The organism is Leeuwenhoekiella parthenopeia, assembly GCF_020782115.1.
GTDB lineage: Bacteria > Bacteroidota > Bacteroidia > Flavobacteriales > Flavobacteriaceae > Leeuwenhoekiella > Leeuwenhoekiella parthenopeia.
In genome coordinates this window covers 119,635-137,167 of the sequence record NZ_JAJGMW010000003.1, presented here as the reverse complement: position 1 = coordinate 137,167, position 17,533 = coordinate 119,635, and the positions used below count along the sequence as shown (strand labels likewise).

Below are 17,533 nucleotides of genomic sequence, written 5' to 3'. Positions count from 1 at the left end.
CAAATTTTCAGGATTTTTGTGTATAGCCTTTAATCTATGCACAAATTTCTTGATTTTTTGTGCATAGATTGCTGTCTATGCACAAATTTTTGATTATTTTGTGCATAGATATAAACTAATTATGGAATCTGAAAACCTAAATTTTCTACCACCTGCTACAAATTGTGAGACCAAAGCGATTTTAAAAGTTTCTATTAAAGCGAGCAGAGCTTTAGCAGAATTAAAAGGGGAAGTAAAGAAGATTCCTAATTCACAAATCCTTTTGGATACAATTTCCTTACAAGAAGCAAAAGACAGTAATGAGATCGAAAACATCGTTACGACTGATGATGAATTATATCAGGCTTCTGTTGATGTCAGTCCTACTTCTCAAGCGGCGAAGGAAGCCACAAAATATGCGGAAGCGCTAAAATTAGGATTGAGTTTGGTTAGAGAAAAGGGTATAATCACAACAAATGACATTCAAAAAATTCAGGAAATTGTTTCTGAAAACCATCCCATTCGTAAAATTCCGGGGACGGTATTAAAAAACCCCGCTACCGGTGAAATTATTTATACGCCACCACAGGAGTACAACACTATAGTTAAGCTCCTGCAAAACTTGGAAGCTTATATGAATATCGATGAATTGCACGACATAGATGCATTGATTAAAATGCCCATCATCCATTACCAGTTTGAAAGCATTCACCCTTTTTATGATGGCAATGGCAGAACGGGACGTATAATTAATATTCTCTATTTAATACAGCAAAATCTACTTGATATTCCAGTGCTTTATTTGAGTAGTTATATAATCAAGAATAAGACAGACTATTATAACCTTTTACAAAAAGTGCGCACCGAAGCAGTCTGGGAAGAATGGATATTATGGATGCTGCGCGGTGTTGAACAAACTGCCCGTGAAACGATTATCGTAGTCAACAAAATCAGAGTCCTAATGGATAAAATTAAAAAGGACATCAAGGCGAATTTCAGTTTCTACAGCCACGATTTAATCAATATCCTTTTTAAACATCCTTACAGCCGGATCGACTTTCTATCCCGCGAATTGGATATTCACCGAAATACGGCAAGTTCCTATTTAAATGCTTTAGTAGATTTTGGTATTCTTGAAAAAGTACGTGTTGGTAATAGTAATTATTATCTTAACACCGAATTAATGCGGATTCTAAAAACAAGATAGTACTTATCTATTCAAGACTATCTTTCAAATCAATAAGCTCCCCGGTTTCTTCAATATAAATTTCAAAAACTTCATAAACGCGATTATAATCAGATCCCGAACTTTTGACTTTTAAAGTTGCTTCACTCTTAGGCCCTTTTATGGGTAAGCTTACTTCGCTGGTTTTTTCGCCGTTATTGATTTTAATCGAGTAATTTCCGAAGCCATCTTTTTCTATAGGCTCTCCCAGAAGTTCAATAACTCTAGGATTATTCTGTGCCATAATCAATATCTCATCAGCGCCTGTACTGGATTTTACAGAGCTGAAAAACCCAAAAATAGCGGTGCCTAAAAGTAGTATTCCCAATACAATTATCGTAAAACAACCGCCCACTGGCACCACCCATTTCCAGTTTTTAGACCACCAGCTGCGGGGTTCATGTTCAAGTTCGTTCATGATTTTTTGATTTTTTATTGGCGCCGCCAATGGGTTTAATATTCTGAGGCTTGCCTTGAAAGTGAAAATTTGTTTTCAACGAACTCCTGGTCGCCTTACCCCAGATCATCATTGATACTGCTAAACTAATGGTTTTAATTGAAAAGTACTTTTTCAATGCGCTCCGATGTGTAAATACTATTTTTGCACTCTAAATTTTGTCGTGATGCAACCTATTGCAATTACCGGTAGCGCTTCTGTTTCCGCCTTTGGCGAAAACAATTCAGAGGTATTCAATCAAAAACATGCGTTGTCTTTTGATCAGAATCTCCATGCCTGGGTGGGTCGCCTTCCGGAAAGCTTAAAAACTAAAATCGAATCCTTACGTAACGAAAACCGAAATTTTCAGGCATTAGACGCCTCAGTTCTCTATGCGATTTACGTTTCGCGATTAGCAGCCCGCCAGGCCGGATGGGAAAAAGGTGATGCTTTCGGGATCAATATCGGTTCGTCTCGCGGTGCCACCCAACTTTTTGAGCAGTATTACGATGCTTTTGTTAAAACCGGTAAAGCCGAAACTTTAGCATCGCCTTCTACGACTTTAGGCAATATTGCATCCTGGGTTGCCCAGGATTTACAAAATGAGGGACCTGAAATTTCCCATTCCATTACCTGCTCAACCGCCTTACATGCCTTGCTAAATGGTGTCGCCTGGTTGCAGGCCGGGATGTGCGATAAATTTTTGGTAGGCGGCAGCGAGGCGGCCTTAACGCCTTTTACGATTGCACAAATGCAAGCGCTCAAAACCTACAGCCGTGCTGGAGAGGATGCTGATTTTCCGTGTCTGTCTTTTGATTTGGAAAAGACCGAAAACACTATGGTTTTAGGTGAAGGAGCGGCTTCTATTTGTATGGAAAAAGGAACCCACGAGAATGCTCTGGCTTATATAACCGGCGTGGGTTATGCTACCGAAGCTTTGCAACATGCGGTTTCGGTTTCTGCCGAAGCCACCTGCTTTCAAAAGTCCATGAGAATGGCGGTTGAAAGCGCGTTTGGGGGAGCTGAGAATGATGGGATTTCCGCCTTCGCGGAAATGAAAAAAAATAGTCAGATTTCGACCTTCGCGGAAATGACTAAGAATATAGATGCGGTTGTGATGCACGCGCCGGGGACCATTCTTGGCGATCAATCGGAATATAAAGCGATTCAAAAACTATTTGGTGACAAGCTTCCGTTATTAACAACTAATAAATGGAAAATAGGGCACACTTTCGGCGCAAGTGGGCTACTCAGTTTAGACACTGCAATTCAGATGCTTCAGACCCAAAAATGGGAGGAAGCACCGTTTTTTTCGCCGCAGGCTAAACCCAAAGAATTGAAAAACATACTCGTAAACGCCGTAGGATTTGGCGGCAATGCCGTGAGTATTTTGATAACGAGGGCTTAGTTTTTCAACTTTATAAACAACAGATTTAGTATTTTTGAGCCATCTCCTACTGCCCGAAAAATTACCAGGACTTTTTAAGGCATTAAAGATTTAAAAACAGACCCATGAAACACGATTGGACCCGAGAGGAAATCCTCGATATTTACAACAAACCTTTGATGGAGCTGCTTTATGAAGCGGCAACGGTACACCGTCAACATCATGACCCCAACACCGTTCAGGTTTCTACTCTGCTCTCTATAAAAACAGGGGGTTGTCCCGAAGATTGTGGATATTGCCCGCAGGCTGCCCGTTACAACACGAATATTGAAGGTAATGATTTGATGGGTGTGCAGCAGGTAAAAGCTCAGGCTTTGCGCGCAAAAGCTGCCGGCAGTTCACGCGTATGTATGGGTGCGGCCTGGCGTAATGTAAAAGATGGGGAGGAGTTTGATCAGGTCTTGGAAATGGTGCGTACCATTAATAAGCTCGATATGGAAGTGTGCTGTACACTGGGTATGATTACCGAAAATCAGGCGCAGCGTCTTGCTGAGGCCGGTTTGTACGCCTACAACCACAACCTCGATACTTCTGAAGATTACTATAAAGATGTGATTTCTACCCGTGCGTTTCAGGATCGTCTCGACACGATAGGTAATGTGCGTAAGACCAATGTTACCGTGTGTAGCGGGGGGATTATTGGTATGGGCGAAAAGGTTGAAGATCGCGCAGGTATGCTCGTTGCTTTGGCGACTTTAGATCCTCAGCCTGAGAGTGTACCCATTAATGCTCTGGTTGCGGTTGAAGGTACACCTATGGAAGATATTGAGCCTATCTCGATCTGGGAGATGGTGCGTATGGTGGCTACCACGCGTATTGTAATGCCTCAGACTCAGGTACGACTAAGTGCCGGTCGTACACAAATGAGCAGAGAAGGGCAGGCGATGTGTTTCTTTGCCGGGGCAAATTCCATTTTTGCAGGGGATAAATTGTTAACCACACCCAACCCCGATGTGAACGAGGATATGGAAATGTTTAAACTGCTGGGGCTTAACCCGCAGGCACCTTTTGTGAAAAAAGCACAGCCTGAAACCGTAGAAGCAGCAGATTCTAAGCATTTGCCAAAAGGCGAAAAACCAAAATGGTCAAGACCCGGGCATACCATTCCACGAAATGAAGAGGCTAAGGCAAAAGCCAAGGCTTAATTTAATTTATTTTTATACTTGAAGCTTAAACAGATACATAGGGTAAAAACCATTACCAAAACCGAATTCGTGCGGGACTACTTGAAGCCGCAAAAACCGGTGGTTATTGAGAATCTTATTGAAGATTGGCCGGCCTATGATAAATGGCATCTGGATTATATTAAGGAGGTTGCCGGTGACCGCGAAGTGCCTTTGTATGATGATCGTCCGGTGACACACGAAGACGGTTTTAACCAGGCGCATGCCAAAATGAAAATGGCAGACTATATTGATTTGCTTAAGCGCGAGCCTACCAATTACCGCATCTTTCTTTATAATATCATGAAGGAAGTGCCTTCGTTAAAGAAGGATTTTAAGTTTCCGAAAATAGGTTTGCGTTTGTTGAAGCAAATCCCGATGGTGTTCTTTGGGGGTGAAAACTCTAAAGTATTTATGCACCATGACATCGACTGGGCAAATATTTTGCACTTTCATTTCCACGGAAAAAAGCAGTGTATCCTTTTTGCTCCGGACCAGACCGAAAATCTCTATAAAGTACCGCATTCGCTTATTACCCGCGAGGATATTGACTTTGATCACCCCGATTACGAGAAATTCCCAATACTTAAAAAAGCCGAAGGTTTTATCTGCGAACTCAACCATGGAGAGACGCTCTACATGCCCGAAGGGTATTGGCATTATATGAAGTATGTAACGCCCGGTTTTAGTATGAGCCTGCGTGCATTGCCGCGTAAGCCTAAACACCTCTTACAGGCGGTTTATAACGTTTTTGTGATGCGTCATTTTGATAACCTGATGCGTCGCCGTAAAGGTCAGGCGTGGATTGACGAGAAAAATGAGCGGGCCATTGCAGAGACTCATAAAAAACATGGATTGGCGGTTTAAGGAATCAGCTCCTTCGCTTTTTCATAAATCCAGTCTCCGGGCCAGCCCCGGTAAGCCAGATAATCGGCTAGTTTTTTGCGCTTTTTGTATTTGTCGGTTTCGCCGGTGAGTTGGTCAAAACGTTTTTGAGCCAGTTCATCAAAGGTGTTGAGGTAATCACTATCCGGGATTTCGGTAAAGGCTTTTTTGATGAGGTAATCGCCTATTTCACGTTGTTTCAGTTCCTGTTTTATTCGGTTTTTGCCCCATTTTTTATGGCGAAATTTTCCCCGTGCAAAACTGCGGGCAAAGCGCTCTTCATCCAGAAACTTGTGTTGCAGTAGGTGATAGAGTACGGCATCAACCGCTTCCGGAATCATACGCATTTCTACCAGTTTATCGCGCACTTCTTTGTGACAACGATCCTGATAGGCGCAGTACTTTTCCAGCTTTCGCTTGGCTTCTTCTACAGTGTAGGTTTTTACGGAGTGTTGATTCAAAATTTAGAAATGTGGGCTGTAATTGTAAAATTAGTGATTTCTGAAGAATCCCTCTCTGCCTTCGGCATCTCTCCCCGAGGGAGAGAGTGTTGGAAATACTATTCCAAATCTATTATTCCCCTTTGGGGGCTAGAGGGCTAGGGGGCTAGGGGGCTGCCAATAAAAAACCCCCACCGTTTTCACGATGAGGGTTGTTTCAGTTTATCTAATTTCTTTCCCGTCTTTATCAGTAAAGCGGTACTCGAGATACGTGTAAGCATCTCTGGGCATTATTTTAACCCATTTTTTGTGTTCTATAAACCATTTAGAACGTGCTGAAGGGAAGCCTTTTGTCAGGAAGGCCGCTATAAAGGGATGCGTGTGTAACGTGATCTTTTTATAGTCTTTTTTGAATAGTTTGATCAAATCTGCCTGTATGCGATTGACAACACTTATAGGAGCTTCAATCTCACCATCGCCATTAGGATCTTTCTCCCGGGTTTTGATATTCATCTCAGGGCGCACACGCTGACGTGTGATCTGGATGAGACCAAATTTACTTGGAGGTAAGATTTTATGTTTGGCGCGGTCGTCGCTCATCTCATCACGCAGGTGATTGAAGAGCTTCTTACGATTTTCGGCTTTACCCATATCGATAAAGTCTATCACAATGATACCACCCATATCCCGCAGACGCAATTGTCTGGCGATCTCGGTGGCGGCGATTAAATTGACCTCGAGGGCCGTTTCTTCCTGGCTTTTGGCCTTGTTAGACCTGTTACCACTGTTTACATCGATGACGTGTAGTGCTTCGGTGTGTTCAATCACCAGATAAGCACCGCGGCTCATCGAAACAGTCTTGCCAAATGAAGTCTTAATTTGACGCTCAATCCCATGTTTTTCATAGATGGGAACCGAATTTTGATAGAGTTTTACGATATTTTCTTTATTAGGTGCAATCTCTTGCAGGTATTCTTTGATTTGGTAATACAATGTCTCATCGTCCACACAAATATTGGTGTACGAGTCATTAAACAGGTCTCTTAACATAGAAGAGGCGCGGTTCATCTCGCCCAGTACTTTGCTGGGTAAATGAGCATTGTGTAATTTTTTACACATGGCGGTCCAACGGTCCACCAGGTTTTGTAGATCTTTGTCTAGTTCTGCAACCAGTTTTCCTTCAGCTACAGTGCGTACGATTACCCCAAAACCTTTGGGACGTATGCTCTGCATAAGGCGTTTAAGCCTGGCTTTTTCTTCGCGCGATTCGATTTTTTGTGAGATCGAGATTCGGTCTGAAAAAGGAACAAGAACCACATACCTTCCGGCAATAGAAAGCTCACTGCTTATTCTGGGGCCTTTGGTAGAAATAGGTTCTTTTACTACTTGCACAAGGAGCGATTGATTGGATTTTAAAGCGTCTGCTATCTTTCCATTCTTATCGATATCCTTTTCTGCAGGAAATTTTTGTAAGGAGTAATCCTTGAGTTTACCTGTGCTTACACGTTTTACAAATTTCAAAAGGGTAGGAAGTTGTGGTCCGAGATCGTGATAGTGTAAAAACCCATCTTTCTCATAACCTACGTTGACAAACGCAGCGTTAAGACCTGAAACCGTCTTGCGTATTTTGGCAATAAAAATATCACCTACGCTAAACTGGTTATCTTCTTCATCCTTATGTAATTCTATTAGTTTACCATCTTTTAAAAGGGCAAAATCAACTGAAGTGGAACTGGATCGAATTATTAATTCATTATTCACGCTTCATTAAATTATATCCGCCCCGTAGGTACGGGACAAAAGATTAAACATTATTATTTTTCACAGGATTTTGTGTACCGGCAGGAGTTTACGGCTGATGCATAACTGCCCAGCTCAATAATAATCTCCAGATGTCAATGAACGTAATGTTATACCTTAAAACAGGTATATTAAAAGAAAAAGTAGTGCTAGACTACTTTTTCTTCTTGTGACGGTTAGCGCGACGACGTTTTTTACGTTTGTGCGTGGCTACCTTGTGTCTTTTTCTTTTCTTACCACTTGGCATAAGAGCTCAGTTTAAAATTAATAGTTAGTTTTCGTCTACAGATACATTAGACTTAACACCTTCTACAAAAACCTTGGCAGGCTTAAATGCAGGAATGTTATGCGCAGGTATCTTAATTGTAGTGTTTTTTGAGATGTTGCGACCGGTTTTCTCAGCGCGTGTTTTAATAATAAAGCTACCAAAACCTCTCAGATATACATTATCACCACCTTCAAGCGAGTTCTTAACTTCATCCATAAAAGTCTCTACAGTAGCCTGTACATCATTTTTCTCAATTCCTAATTTCTCAGAAATTTTCGCAACAATATCTGCTTTTGTCATTACGTATTATTTTAGGGGGTTAAAATTTAAGGGTGCAAATATACACATTAAAAAATCAATATTTCAAACGTAAAAGATTAAAATATAACTAGATAAACGGTTAATTTGAAGAAAAGGTATTTTTTGTGTTCAATTTTTCTAAAAAACTCATAGACTGGTATTTACAAAACAAGCGTGAACTCCCTTGGCGCAAGACACAAGACCCGTATCGCATCTGGTTGTCTGAAATTATCCTGCAACAAACCCGTGTTGAGCAGGGGATGCCCTACTATTTTAACTTCGTGGAAGCCTATCCTGACATCAAGGCCCTTGCCAATGCCCCTGAAGATGCTATTTTGAAATTATGGCAGGGACTGGGCTATTATTCGCGTGCGCGAAATCTACACGCAACAGCAAAAAAGGTGGCTCTTGACTTCAACGGCGAGTTCCCTAATACCTATACCGAAATCAAGAAACTGAAAGGAATAGGTGACTATACGGCCAGTGCCATTGCATCTATTTGTTTCGATGAGGCCGAAGCTGTAGTTGATGGTAATGTCTACCGGGTGCTTTCCCGGGTTTTTGGGATTGATACTCCTATAGATAGTACTTCCGGCAAAAAGGAGTTTAAGGCCCTTGCCCAGCAATTGATAGAACCTAAAGATCCTGCTACCTTTAATCAGGCGGTGATGGAGTTTGGTGCCACGCAATGCAAGCCCAAAAATCCCTATTGCCTGCATTGCCCGTTTCAGAATGACTGTGCGGCTTATGCCAGTGGCAAAATAAATGAACTGCCGGTAAAGCAGGGTAAAACCAAAGTGCGGGACCGGTATTTTAATTATGTGATTGTTTTGGGTCCTTCGGGCGAAACGATCTTAAGCCAACGCGACAAAAAAGGAATCTGGCGCGGCCTTTTTGAATTTCCGCTTTTGGAAACCGAAAAGCCTTTAAAAGAGTTGCGCTTTCGCGAAAGCGTAAAAAAGCTCAAATTACCCGGAGCTTCTTCTGTCGTCCTGCTTGAAGGTTTAGAAGTAGAAAGTCTGGTTGCGTTGACTCCTGAAGCCATTATTCATAAACTCTCCCACCAAAAGCTTCACGTGCACTTTTGGTTACTAAAACTGCAGGATGTTTCCGGTTTGCAGACCATTCCTTTTGCAGCCTTTGAAAGTTATGCGGTGCCCCGTGTTATAGACCGTTTTATGGAAGACTTTGATTATAAGCGCTATTTGTAATGCGCCCGGCTGTTCTGCGCTTTTCAAAACGCTAAAGTATAGTTGAGCGACTGCTTAATTTTAGTTACTTTTGAGCTTTAAAATTACAGATTATGTCAGGTACGTTAAATAAAGTTATGCTTATAGGCCACACGGGAGATGATGTGAAGATGCACTATTTTGAAGGAGGCGGTGCAATAGGCCGTTTTCCGCTGGCGACTAACGAAACCTATACCAATCGCACCACCGGAGAACGCGTTAACAATACCGAGTGGCATAATATTGTAGTGCGTAATAAAGGTGCTGAGATTTGTGAAAAGTACCTAAAAAAAGGCGACAAGGTTTACATAGAAGGTCGTATCAAGACCCGTAAATGGCAGGACGAGACCGGTAATGAGCGGTATAGTACCGAAATACAGTGTACCGATTTTACATTTCTTACGCCTAAAGATGCCAGTGGTATGCCGCAACAAGGCAGCAGCCAGCCTCAGGCCGCACAAACACGGTCTGCCGCGCCTTCCGCACCGGCAGTTTCACCGGGATATGAAGATGATGATGAAGATGATTTGCCATTCTAATCCAGTTTTGGAAATTAGAGTTCACGAGATAAAACAGTTAAGCATTGGATCCTGACCCCCCAAGTTTATTTTTAGTTAAAAATAGTTTTTCGGCTACAACTGTTGTTGAGATCGTTGCCGTGCTGATCCTTCTGGTATGCTCGGCGTTGATTAGCGGTACCGAAGTGGCTTTCTTCTCCCTTACAGCTGCAGATCTGGAGCTCGACCCCGAGAAACAAACCCGAAAAGATCAGATTGTTGTTCGCCTGCTCGAAAAACCTAAAAAACTGCTGGCTACCATACTTGTGGCCAACAACTTTATCAATATCGCCATCGTGCTCATTTTTGCCAATCTGGGAGAGACGCTCTTTACAGGGCTGGAGTCGGTGCAAATTGGGTTTATTAACCTTCGGTTTTTTGTAGAAGTTGTAGCGATTACCTTTCTTATTTTGATGTTTGGTGAAATCCTGCCAAAGGTTTACGCCAGTCGTAATAAAGTGGCATTTTCGGGTCAAATGGCTTACCCAATGGTGGTTTTAGACTTTATCATTTCGCCACTTAGTACTCCTATGCGGGCTATGACTTTGTTTTTGCAGGATCGTTTTGGTAAACAAAAAGGAAACATCAGCATTGACCAGTTGGGGCAGGCGTTAGAGCTTACCAGTGAAGAAGATACCTCGCTTGAAGAGCAAAAGATTTTACGCGGAATCGTAAGCTTCGGTAATACCGATACCAAACAGGTGATGAAGCCTCGTATGGATATTTTCGCATTGAATATGGAGTGGTCGTATGCTGAAATCATTCCGTTAGTTATTGAAAATGGATATTCACGTATTCCTGTTTTTGATGAAAACATAGACAACATCACCGGTATTTTATACGTCAAAGATCTGTTGCCTCATATTGATGAAGAAGATTTTGACTGGATCAGCCTCTTGCGTGATCCCTATTTTGTGCCCGAAAATAAAAAACTCGATGATTTGCTTAACGAGTTTAAAGACAAGCGCAATCACCTTGCTATTGTAGTTGATGAATATGGCGGCACCAGCGGATTGATTTCGCTGGAAGATATTATTGAAGAGATTGTAGGCGATATTAGCGATGAGTTTGATGATGAAGATATTGTGTTCTCTAAGCTGGATGACAACAACTATATTTTTGAAGGAAAGACTTCGCTTAAAGATTTTTACAAAGTCCTCCGCTTAGAAGATCCGCAGTCTTTTGAAGATAATAAGGGAGAAGCCGAAACTTTAGCAGGTTTTATTCTGGAGATATCTAAAGGCTTCCCGCGTAAGAATGAAATACTAAACTTTGAGCATTACGCGTTTACCATTGAAGTTATCGATCAAAAACGCATCAAGCAGGTTAAGCTTACCATCCGAGACCTTGATTAAATCAAATTCCTTTCAGTTGAAAAAGTATAGCTTCTTCATTTTAGCATTAAGCATCCTTTGCTGGTCGTGCAAGGAAGAGGTGCTGCCCAAACCCAACGGATTTTTAGCCCTGGATTATGAGGCTCCTGAGTATGTAGATTACAGCGGAGATGATTGTCCGTACGGCTTTATGAAAAACACAGAGGCTAAGGTAAAATATAAGGAAGATTGCTCGGCAGTTTTAGAATATCCCGGCCTCGATGGTGCTTTATATCTTACCTATCGCAAAGTAGATGGAAACATCAGACAATTGCTTACCGATGCTCAGAAACTTACCTACGAGCACGTGGTCAAGGCAGACAATATCATTGAAGAAAAATACATCAATCCCGAGTACCGGGTTTATGGGATGTTTTACGATGTAACGGGTAATGCGGCTTCACAATCTCAATTTTACGTTACTGACAGCACTTCGCACTTCATCACCGGTTCTATCTACTTCAACGTAACGCCTAATTACGACAGTATACTCCCAGCAGCCGCTTATCTCAAGACAGACATCAGGCATTTGATGGAAAGCTTACGCTGGAAAGACGAGGAGTAAAATTATACTCCAAACCGATGCAGCCGGTTTAAAAAAGCTAGTTTTGCGCAATGCAAAGCGATCAAAAAAAGTGGCTGTATCTCATTATTCTTTCACTGGTTTGGGGAAGCTCGTATATTCTGATTAAAAAATCGCTGGGAGGCTTTAGTCCGTTTCAACTTGGTGCCATCCGCATTATTTTTTCAACTGCTTTTCTTTTTGCCATCGGTTTTAAATCGTTAAAAACCATAACCCGTAACCAATGGCCCTGGGTTGCTTTAAGTGCTTTATGCGGTACTTTTTTGCCTGTATTTCTGTTTTCTTTTGCCGAAACTCAAATCGACAGCAGTATTGTTTCGGTGCTCAACTCGCTGGTGCCACTTTTCACTATTTTGATAGGCTATTTCGCCTTTAAACTGCGTTTTACGGGGCTTCAATTTTCGGGAGTTCTGGTTGGTCTGGCAGGAGCTGCGCTACTTATTTTTAATGGCGTATCGGTTAATCCTGACCAGAATTACTGGTTTGCCGGGCTGGTCATTTTTGCAGCCTTGTGCTATGGTGCCAATGCCAATATTATAAAGGCTAAACTTCAGGAAGTGTCTTCAAAAGCTATCGCCGTGGGTAATTTTGCCGTGATGATCGTGCCGGCACTGATTGTAGGTTTTTTTGCCGGCTTGCCGGAAAAGGATTTTTCAAATGACAGGGTGTTTGAAGCCCTGCTTTATGTGTCTTTGCTTTCGGTTGTGGGAACCGGGATTGCAAAAATCCTGTTTAATCGACTCATCCAGATCTCCTCGCCGGTTTTTTCAACTTCGGTTACCTATTTGATTCCGGTGGTTGGTATTTTTTGGGGTATACTCGATGGGGAGCAATTTACCTGGATGCATGGGATAGGAGCCCTGGTAATTTTGGCCGGAGTGTATCTTGTGAATTCGGGGCGTAAACAAAAAAAGACCGACGCTTAGGTCGGTCTTTGCAGCTAAATCTAATTAACTCTTATTGAAAGTCTGCGTCGCTGACGCCTTCGTTTACCTTTATTTCTGAAAAGGTAAACTCAATATTCTGCGGACCCATTGATTGCCCCAGTTTATGAGGAAACATGATACCCTGTACCGGCTTGTAATCACCATAAGTAACAGTTTGTACAAAACTTTGACCCTGCATTTCTCTGGTGGTTTCCTCCTTCAGTTTTAAACCGCTTTCTACAGCATAAAATGCTTTTTTAGAATCACTCAGGTTTAGCACATAGGCATTTTGACCATCTACATTTTCAATTTTACTTAATGCGATAGTCTCGTCGTTGATCATATCGAGCTCAGGTATAATCGCAGCTCCTTTTTTGAGCTCAGCGATTTGCTCTTCATTGGGAGTCATGGTCTGTCCCTGCGCAGAAATTGAAGCTTTATCGCCGTTTAAAACCTGCTTTGACATCACATTGCCCATCACCGAAATTTCCTGTAAGAACTGCCCTTTATCGGTTTTCTTGATAGTGAGTTTTAAGGGAGTGCCCTGTACGCTGCCTTCACCCAGCATTGTAATAGCATTTGCATTTGCAATCGCTTCCTTGCCGCCAATAGCTTTGATGTAGTTTTCAAGAACCGTGGTTGCTGTTACTCCTTCAGGAACTGCGATTTCAAATGTTGGTTTTTCAACCGCATTGGCTTCCTTATCATAATATTTAACCGGAATGGTTTTGCCTTTAAATTGTACCTTTTCAAGGTTTTCAATAACCTCGCTGCCTTTTCCGGCTATGATAATTCGGGCGTTGTCTGCAAGAAAATATTTTTTAGCTACACGCTGCACATCTTCAAGCGTTACTGCATTGATTTTACTGAGGTAGTTCTGATAAAAATCTTTCGGTAGATTTTCGGTTTCAATGTTTAAAGCGAAACGGGCAACTGTTGCAGGTTGTTCTAACGAGCGAACAAAACTTCCCACATACTTTGCCTTGGCATTTTTCAGGTCTTTTTCTGAAACCGGTTCCTGGCGTATTCTGTCTATCTCTTCAAGAAAAGCAACCACAGAACTGTCTGTTACCATATTGCGCACGCTAGCTGAAGCACTGAATGTGGTCTTCCCATATTTATCATTTCCAATGCCTGAATAAGCACCGTAGGTATAGCCTTTATCTTCTCTTAAGTTCAGGAAAAGTCGGCCTTCGCCGCCGCCGCCTAATATTTGGTTAGCCATAAGTACAGGGAAGTAGTCGGGATCGCTCATTTTGAGATCAACAAGATTTTCTACAATTACCTGAGACTGAACAGCATTAGGCATATCTACAAAATTGATTTCTGTTGTGGCGACATTTTCAGGAGTTTTATACTCATTAGAAAGAGCAGCGCCCGGTTTCCAGTCTTCAAAGTTTTTAGTGATTTCTTTTTTGATGTCTTTAAAATCTACATCGCCCACTACAACCAGATACGCATTGTTGGGGATAAATGCCTTGTCGTAAAAAGCTTTAGCGTCTGCAAGGGTAACTTTTTCAACACCTTCGGGTGTTTCAAACTCTCCTTTAGGATGGTCTTTGCCGTAAAGTAAGGCGCGGCTTAAGGTTGAGGCAGCTGCTTCAACACTCTTTTCGTTAGTCTTCAGACCTTCAATTAAGAGTTTCTGTTCTTTTGCAAACTCTTCCTGAGTAAAATTAGGATTGATCGCTGCGTCTGCGAGTAGTTCTAAAATGCGGTTGGCATACTGGGAAAGTCCGCTGGCAGAGGCATATTGTGAGCCAAAGTTTACCCGGGCTCCCATATAATCTACCTCTTCATTATAGTCATCTTTACTGATGCTGGTTGAACCTTTGCCCAAAAGTGCGCCCGAAAGCGTAGCTGCTCCGGTTTTTTCTCCTTCAGCGATAGGCGGGTTATCTAAGGTAAGTGTGTAGGATACCCGTGGTAATTTATGGTTCTCTACCACGATGACCTGCAGTCCATTTTTAAGTTTGAAGGTTTGTGGTTCGGTTAAATTTATTTCGGGAGCAGGGCCGGCTTTGGGCTGGGTGCTTCGGTCAACCTGAGCTACAGCACCAAGACTGCAGGTAAGGAGAAGGCTTAATATTAATTTTTTCATCTAAATGTTTTTTATGGAATGACTTATCAAAGGCTTGAAACTATCCTTCAGTCTATTGTTCGTCTTTTTTAGGCAGGTATTCTACTTCAACACGTTGATTTGGCTTCAAATATTTGTTAGCCACCTCTTTGATTTCTTCGCGGGTAATGGAGCGGTAAATATCAATTTCAGTATTGATGAGGTTGGTGTCGTCGTAAAGCATATAGTTTGTCGCAAGCGTGCTCGCTATACCTTCAACACTTGAATTGGAATTCACAAAATTGGTTTCCGCCTTATTCTGAAGCTTTTCGTAGTCACTTTCAGAAATAAGGTTATTGCGCAGTTTTGTAATTTCTTCTTCCATCCCTTCAAGCAGGGTTTCTAAACTGGTTTCGCCAAGCGGAAGCCCGTAAATAATATACATCCCGTAATCTTCCTGCTCCAGGTTGATGGCGCCTATTTGTAAAGCTTTCTTTTCTTCATCAACCATCTTTTTGTAAAGCTTAGAGCTTTTACCATCACTTAGATACGAAGAAATCATATTAAGCACATAAGCGTCACGGCTTCCGTAGCCCGGTGTACGGTATGCAGTAAGTATTGCGGGAACCTGAATGTTTTGATCGTAAAAGGTACTCCTTTTGGTTTCGGTTATAGGATCTTCCTGTGGATAGGTACGTTCTAAAGCCGGACCGCTGGGGATAGGACCAAAATAGTCCTGAATCATTTTCTTGGTTTTTGCGATATCAATATCACCTGCAACGACCAGTGCGGCATTGCTGGGCTTATAATATTTATCAAAATAAGCCTGAAACTCTTCAAGTGAAGCAGCATCCAGATCTTCCATATACCCTACATTGGGATCTTTGTAGGGGTGCTTTTCAAAGAGTTGCTCACTTATGGCAAATAAAAACTGACCGTAAGGTGAATTGTCATAACGTAAGCGACGCTCTTCTTTGACTACTTCGTTTTGGGTGTCAACACCTTCTTGTTTGATTATAGGGTGAAGCATACGTTCCGATTCCATCCATAATCCCAACTCCAAATTGTTTGAAGGAAAAACTTCATAGTAATACGTACGATCCTGAGACGTGTTTGCATTGTTGGTTCCTCCGTTGGAGCTTACGATCTCAAACCATTTGCCTTTCTCTATATTTTCGGTGCCTTCAAAAAGAAGATGTTCAAAAAAATGTGCAAAACCTGTGCGACCATCTTCCCGGTCTTTACCGCCCACGTGATACATAACTGCTGTAGTCACCACAGGAGCATTATTATCCTGATGTAGAATAACGTGCAGGCCGTTATCTAAATCGTATTCTTCAAAAGCTACTTCCTGAGCGCAAAGCGAAAAGCCAAGCGCAGTAATAGAAGCAATTGATAAAAACGTCTTTTTCATAAGTAAAATTTTAAAATTTAAACTATAAGTAGCACCTGTAGCCTATATGTTACAAGGACCGGTGTTGATTTTTAATAGTTATGAATAATGCGCTCACTACTTGTGGTAATGGAGCATTGAATAATTAAATTTTTAACAGCTTTTTAGCTGATTTTGAAATTGAAATCCTGAAATTTAGAATTAATCCTAAAAATCAAAAAATAGCATGCTTAAAGTAGCTTTACCCATACGTTTCGGAATTGCAATTACCGCCGGATTAATTGCTTATTTTTTAGTGCTGGCCTTATTTGGCCTCCATACCAATCCTATTTACAGTTTGTTTAATGGAGTCATAACCGGCTTCGGGATCTACGAGGCTATTAAGTATTATAAACTAAGCAAGGGAAAGGACTTTGAGTATGGTGACGGCTTTGCAGTGGGCATTGTTACCGGCTTTGTATCTACGATATTATTCACTGCGTTTTTCGCCCTGTATGCAGCCAATCTAAACCCGGATTTTTTAAGTGTGATGATTTCCAAATGGGAAACCACTTACAACACCAGTTTGGGTAGCGTGGTTTTTGTAGTGGCTATTATGGGCTTTGCAACGAGTGCAGTACTCACCCTCAGCTTTATGCAGTTGTTTAAGCAAAGCTGGAATCCCAAAAAGAAGTCTTCAAAAAACATCTCCTGATTTTCTATTTATAGGTTTGTATAATAAGTAAATAGCCGTATATTTGCGCCCTCTTAAGCCGGAAGGTTTAAGTTTTAACTTATTTTATAAACACAACGCTATGTACGCAATTGTAGAGATAGCAGGGCAGCAATTTAAAGTTGCGAAAGATCAGAAGGTATTTGTAAACCGTCTGTCAGGAGAAGAAGGAGACGAGGTTTCTTTCGATAAAGTTCTTCTTGCAGGAGATGGTGACGACATCACTTTAGGCGCCCCGGCTATAGAAGGAGCTCTTGTTGGAGCAAAGATTTCACGTCACTTAAAAGGAGACAAAGTAATTGTTTTCAAAAAGAAAAGACGTAAAGGCTATCAAAAGAAAAATGGTCACCGTCAATCTCTAACCGAGATTGTAATTGGTGATATTTCTCTTAAAGGTGGTAAAAAAGCTGCTCCAAAGGCAGAGAAAAAAGAAGAGGCAAAAGCTGAAGCCCCAAAGGCAGAAAAGAAAGCTAAAGCTTCATCAAAAGGAGATGATCTTAAAAAGATCGAAGGTGCAGGCCCTAAGGCTGCAGAAGCATTAGTAGCAGCAGGTATTGATACCTTTGCTAAAGTTGCAGCTTCAACTCCAGAGAAATTGAGCGAAATCCTTACGGAAGCCAGCTCAAGATTAAGCCACATCGTTACAGACACATGGCCAAAGCAAGCTGCTTTAGCTGCTGAAGGTAAGTGGGATGAGCTTAAAGAATTACAAGAGAAATTAGACGGCGGGATCGAAAAATAATCCTGTTAAAGTATAA

Annotated in this window: 17 protein-coding genes; 11 read left to right on the top strand and 6 right to left on the bottom strand. The window is 41.7% G+C overall.

Annotated features, from left to right (window positions below):
* Positions 1-121 precede the first annotated feature (121 nt).
* On the top strand, positions 122-1,186 hold the full coding sequence (locus LLW17_RS03335) for a Fic family protein (protein ID WP_228228848.1): 1,065 nt from the start codon (positions 122-124) through the stop codon (positions 1,184-1,186).
* A gap of 7 nt (positions 1,187-1,193) precedes the next feature.
* Here LLW17_RS03335 and LLW17_RS03330 read toward each other — a convergent pair whose 3' ends face one another.
* Positions 1,194-1,622: a cytochrome c oxidase assembly factor Coa1 family protein gene (locus tag LLW17_RS03330; protein WP_228228847.1), complete on the bottom strand. Its 429-nt coding sequence runs from the start codon at positions 1,620-1,622 to the stop codon at positions 1,194-1,196.
* 205 nt (positions 1,623-1,827) lie between these two features.
* Here LLW17_RS03330 and LLW17_RS03325 point away from each other — a divergent pair, with 205 nt between their 5' ends.
* The 3 genes from LLW17_RS03325 (at position 1,828) to LLW17_RS03315 (ending at position 5,117) form a co-directional block, all read left to right on the top strand.
* Positions 1,828-3,048 (top strand): beta-ketoacyl synthase N-terminal-like domain-containing protein, encoded by a 1,221-nt coding sequence (locus LLW17_RS03325; RefSeq protein WP_228228846.1) that lies wholly within the window; start codon positions 1,828-1,830, stop codon positions 3,046-3,048.
* Between the two features lie 104 nt (positions 3,049-3,152).
* Positions 3,153-4,232 (top strand): biotin synthase BioB, encoded by a 1,080-nt coding sequence (gene bioB / locus LLW17_RS03320; RefSeq protein ID WP_228228845.1) that lies wholly within the window; start codon positions 3,153-3,155, stop codon positions 4,230-4,232.
* 18 nt (positions 4,233-4,250) lie between these two features.
* Positions 4,251-5,117, top strand: coding sequence for a cupin-like domain-containing protein (locus tag LLW17_RS03315; protein WP_228228844.1), 867 nt, complete (start codon positions 4,251-4,253; stop codon positions 5,115-5,117).
* Here the strand turns inward: LLW17_RS03315 and LLW17_RS03310 are convergent.
* The 3 genes from LLW17_RS03310 to LLW17_RS03300 form a co-directional block, all read right to left on the bottom strand.
* Positions 5,114-5,596 (bottom strand): regulatory protein RecX, encoded by a 483-nt coding sequence (locus LLW17_RS03310; RefSeq protein WP_228228843.1) that lies wholly within the window; start codon positions 5,594-5,596, stop codon positions 5,114-5,116. The two genes, LLW17_RS03315 and LLW17_RS03310, sit on opposite strands and share 4 nt — an antisense overlap.
* Before the next feature lie 201 nt (positions 5,597-5,797).
* Complete coding sequence (locus LLW17_RS03305; RefSeq protein WP_228228842.1) at positions 5,798-7,336, bottom strand: Rne/Rng family ribonuclease; 1,539 nt, start codon at positions 7,334-7,336, stop codon at positions 5,798-5,800.
* Positions 7,337-7,646: 310 nt separating this feature from the next.
* Positions 7,647-7,943 (bottom strand): HU family DNA-binding protein, encoded by a 297-nt coding sequence (locus tag LLW17_RS03300; protein ID WP_099645595.1) that lies wholly within the window; start codon positions 7,941-7,943, stop codon positions 7,647-7,649.
* Between the two features lie 125 nt (positions 7,944-8,068).
* On the opposite strand from LLW17_RS03300, the gene mutY reads away from it, so the two are divergent.
* The 5 genes from mutY (at position 8,069) to LLW17_RS03275 (ending at position 12,611) form a co-directional block, all read left to right on the top strand.
* Positions 8,069-9,154 carry an A/G-specific adenine glycosylase gene (gene mutY / locus LLW17_RS03295; protein WP_228228841.1) on the top strand — a complete coding sequence of 362 codons (1,086 nt, stop codon included), beginning with the start codon at positions 8,069-8,071 and terminating at the stop codon, positions 9,152-9,154.
* A 92-nt stretch (positions 9,155-9,246) separates the two neighbouring features.
* Positions 9,247-9,711, top strand: a complete 465-nt coding sequence (gene ssb / locus LLW17_RS03290) for a single-stranded DNA-binding protein (RefSeq protein ID WP_228228840.1) — start codon at positions 9,247-9,249, stop codon at positions 9,709-9,711.
* A 44-nt stretch (positions 9,712-9,755) separates the two neighbouring features.
* Positions 9,756-11,084, top strand: coding sequence for a gliding motility-associated protein GldE (locus LLW17_RS03285; RefSeq protein WP_228228839.1), 1,329 nt, complete (start codon positions 9,756-9,758; stop codon positions 11,082-11,084).
* A 16-nt stretch (positions 11,085-11,100) separates the two neighbouring features.
* A complete protein-coding gene (gene gldD / locus LLW17_RS03280) occupies positions 11,101-11,667 on the top strand; it encodes a gliding motility lipoprotein GldD (protein WP_228228838.1) in 567 nt (188 codons plus the stop codon).
* A gap of 50 nt (positions 11,668-11,717) precedes the next feature.
* On the top strand, positions 11,718-12,611 hold the full coding sequence (locus LLW17_RS03275; RefSeq protein ID WP_228228837.1) for a DMT family transporter: 894 nt from the start codon (positions 11,718-11,720) through the stop codon (positions 12,609-12,611).
* A 31-nt stretch (positions 12,612-12,642) separates the two neighbouring features.
* On the opposite strand, the gene LLW17_RS03270 is transcribed toward LLW17_RS03275, so the two are convergent.
* Both LLW17_RS03270 and LLW17_RS03265 read right to left on the bottom strand, forming a co-directional pair.
* Positions 12,643-14,712 carry an insulinase family protein gene (locus tag LLW17_RS03270; RefSeq protein WP_228228836.1) on the bottom strand — a complete coding sequence of 690 codons (2,070 nt, stop codon included), beginning with the start codon at positions 14,710-14,712 and terminating at the stop codon, positions 12,643-12,645.
* A 52-nt stretch (positions 14,713-14,764) separates the two neighbouring features.
* Positions 14,765-16,084, bottom strand: coding sequence for a M16 family metallopeptidase (locus LLW17_RS03265; protein ID WP_228228835.1), 1,320 nt, complete (start codon positions 16,082-16,084; stop codon positions 14,765-14,767).
* Between the two features lie 205 nt (positions 16,085-16,289).
* Here LLW17_RS03265 and LLW17_RS03260 point away from each other — a divergent pair, with 205 nt between their 5' ends.
* Together LLW17_RS03260 and rplU are read left to right on the top strand one after the other, a co-directional pair.
* Complete coding sequence (locus LLW17_RS03260) at positions 16,290-16,757, top strand: DUF4199 domain-containing protein (RefSeq protein ID WP_228228834.1); 468 nt, start codon at positions 16,290-16,292, stop codon at positions 16,755-16,757.
* Between the two features lie 100 nt (positions 16,758-16,857).
* Positions 16,858-17,517: a 50S ribosomal protein L21 gene (rplU, locus tag LLW17_RS03255; protein ID WP_228228833.1), complete on the top strand. Its 660-nt coding sequence runs from the start codon at positions 16,858-16,860 to the stop codon at positions 17,515-17,517.
* Positions 17,518-17,533: the final 16 nt, after the last annotated feature.

Bases quoted from the DNA above. Each gene is read 5' to 3' on its own strand.
- LLW17_RS03335 (WP_228228848.1), top strand. From the start codon at position 122: ATGGAATCTGAAAACCTAAATTTTCTACCACCTGCTACAAATTGTGAG.
- LLW17_RS03330 (WP_228228847.1), bottom strand. From the start codon at position 1,622: ATGAACGAACTTGAACATGAACCCCGCAGCTGGTGGTCTAAAAACTGG.
- LLW17_RS03325 (WP_228228846.1), top strand. From the start codon at position 1,828: ATGCAACCTATTGCAATTACCGGTAGCGCTTCTGTTTCCGCCTTTGGC.
- bioB (WP_228228845.1), top strand. From the start codon at position 3,153: ATGAAACACGATTGGACCCGAGAGGAAATCCTCGATATTTACAACAAA.
- LLW17_RS03300 (WP_099645595.1), bottom strand. From the start codon at position 7,943: ATGACAAAAGCAGATATTGTTGCGAAAATTTCTGAGAAATTAGGAATT.
- ssb (WP_228228840.1), top strand. From the start codon at position 9,247: ATGTCAGGTACGTTAAATAAAGTTATGCTTATAGGCCACACGGGAGAT.
- LLW17_RS03275 (WP_228228837.1), top strand. From the start codon at position 11,718: ATGCAAAGCGATCAAAAAAAGTGGCTGTATCTCATTATTCTTTCACTG.
- LLW17_RS03270 (WP_228228836.1), bottom strand. From the start codon at position 14,712: ATGAAAAAATTAATATTAAGCCTTCTCCTTACCTGCAGTCTTGGTGCT.
- LLW17_RS03265 (WP_228228835.1), bottom strand. From the start codon at position 16,084: ATGAAAAAGACGTTTTTATCAATTGCTTCTATTACTGCGCTTGGCTTT.
- LLW17_RS03260 (WP_228228834.1), top strand. From the start codon at position 16,290: ATGCTTAAAGTAGCTTTACCCATACGTTTCGGAATTGCAATTACCGCC.
- rplU (WP_228228833.1), top strand. From the start codon at position 16,858: ATGTACGCAATTGTAGAGATAGCAGGGCAGCAATTTAAAGTTGCGAAA.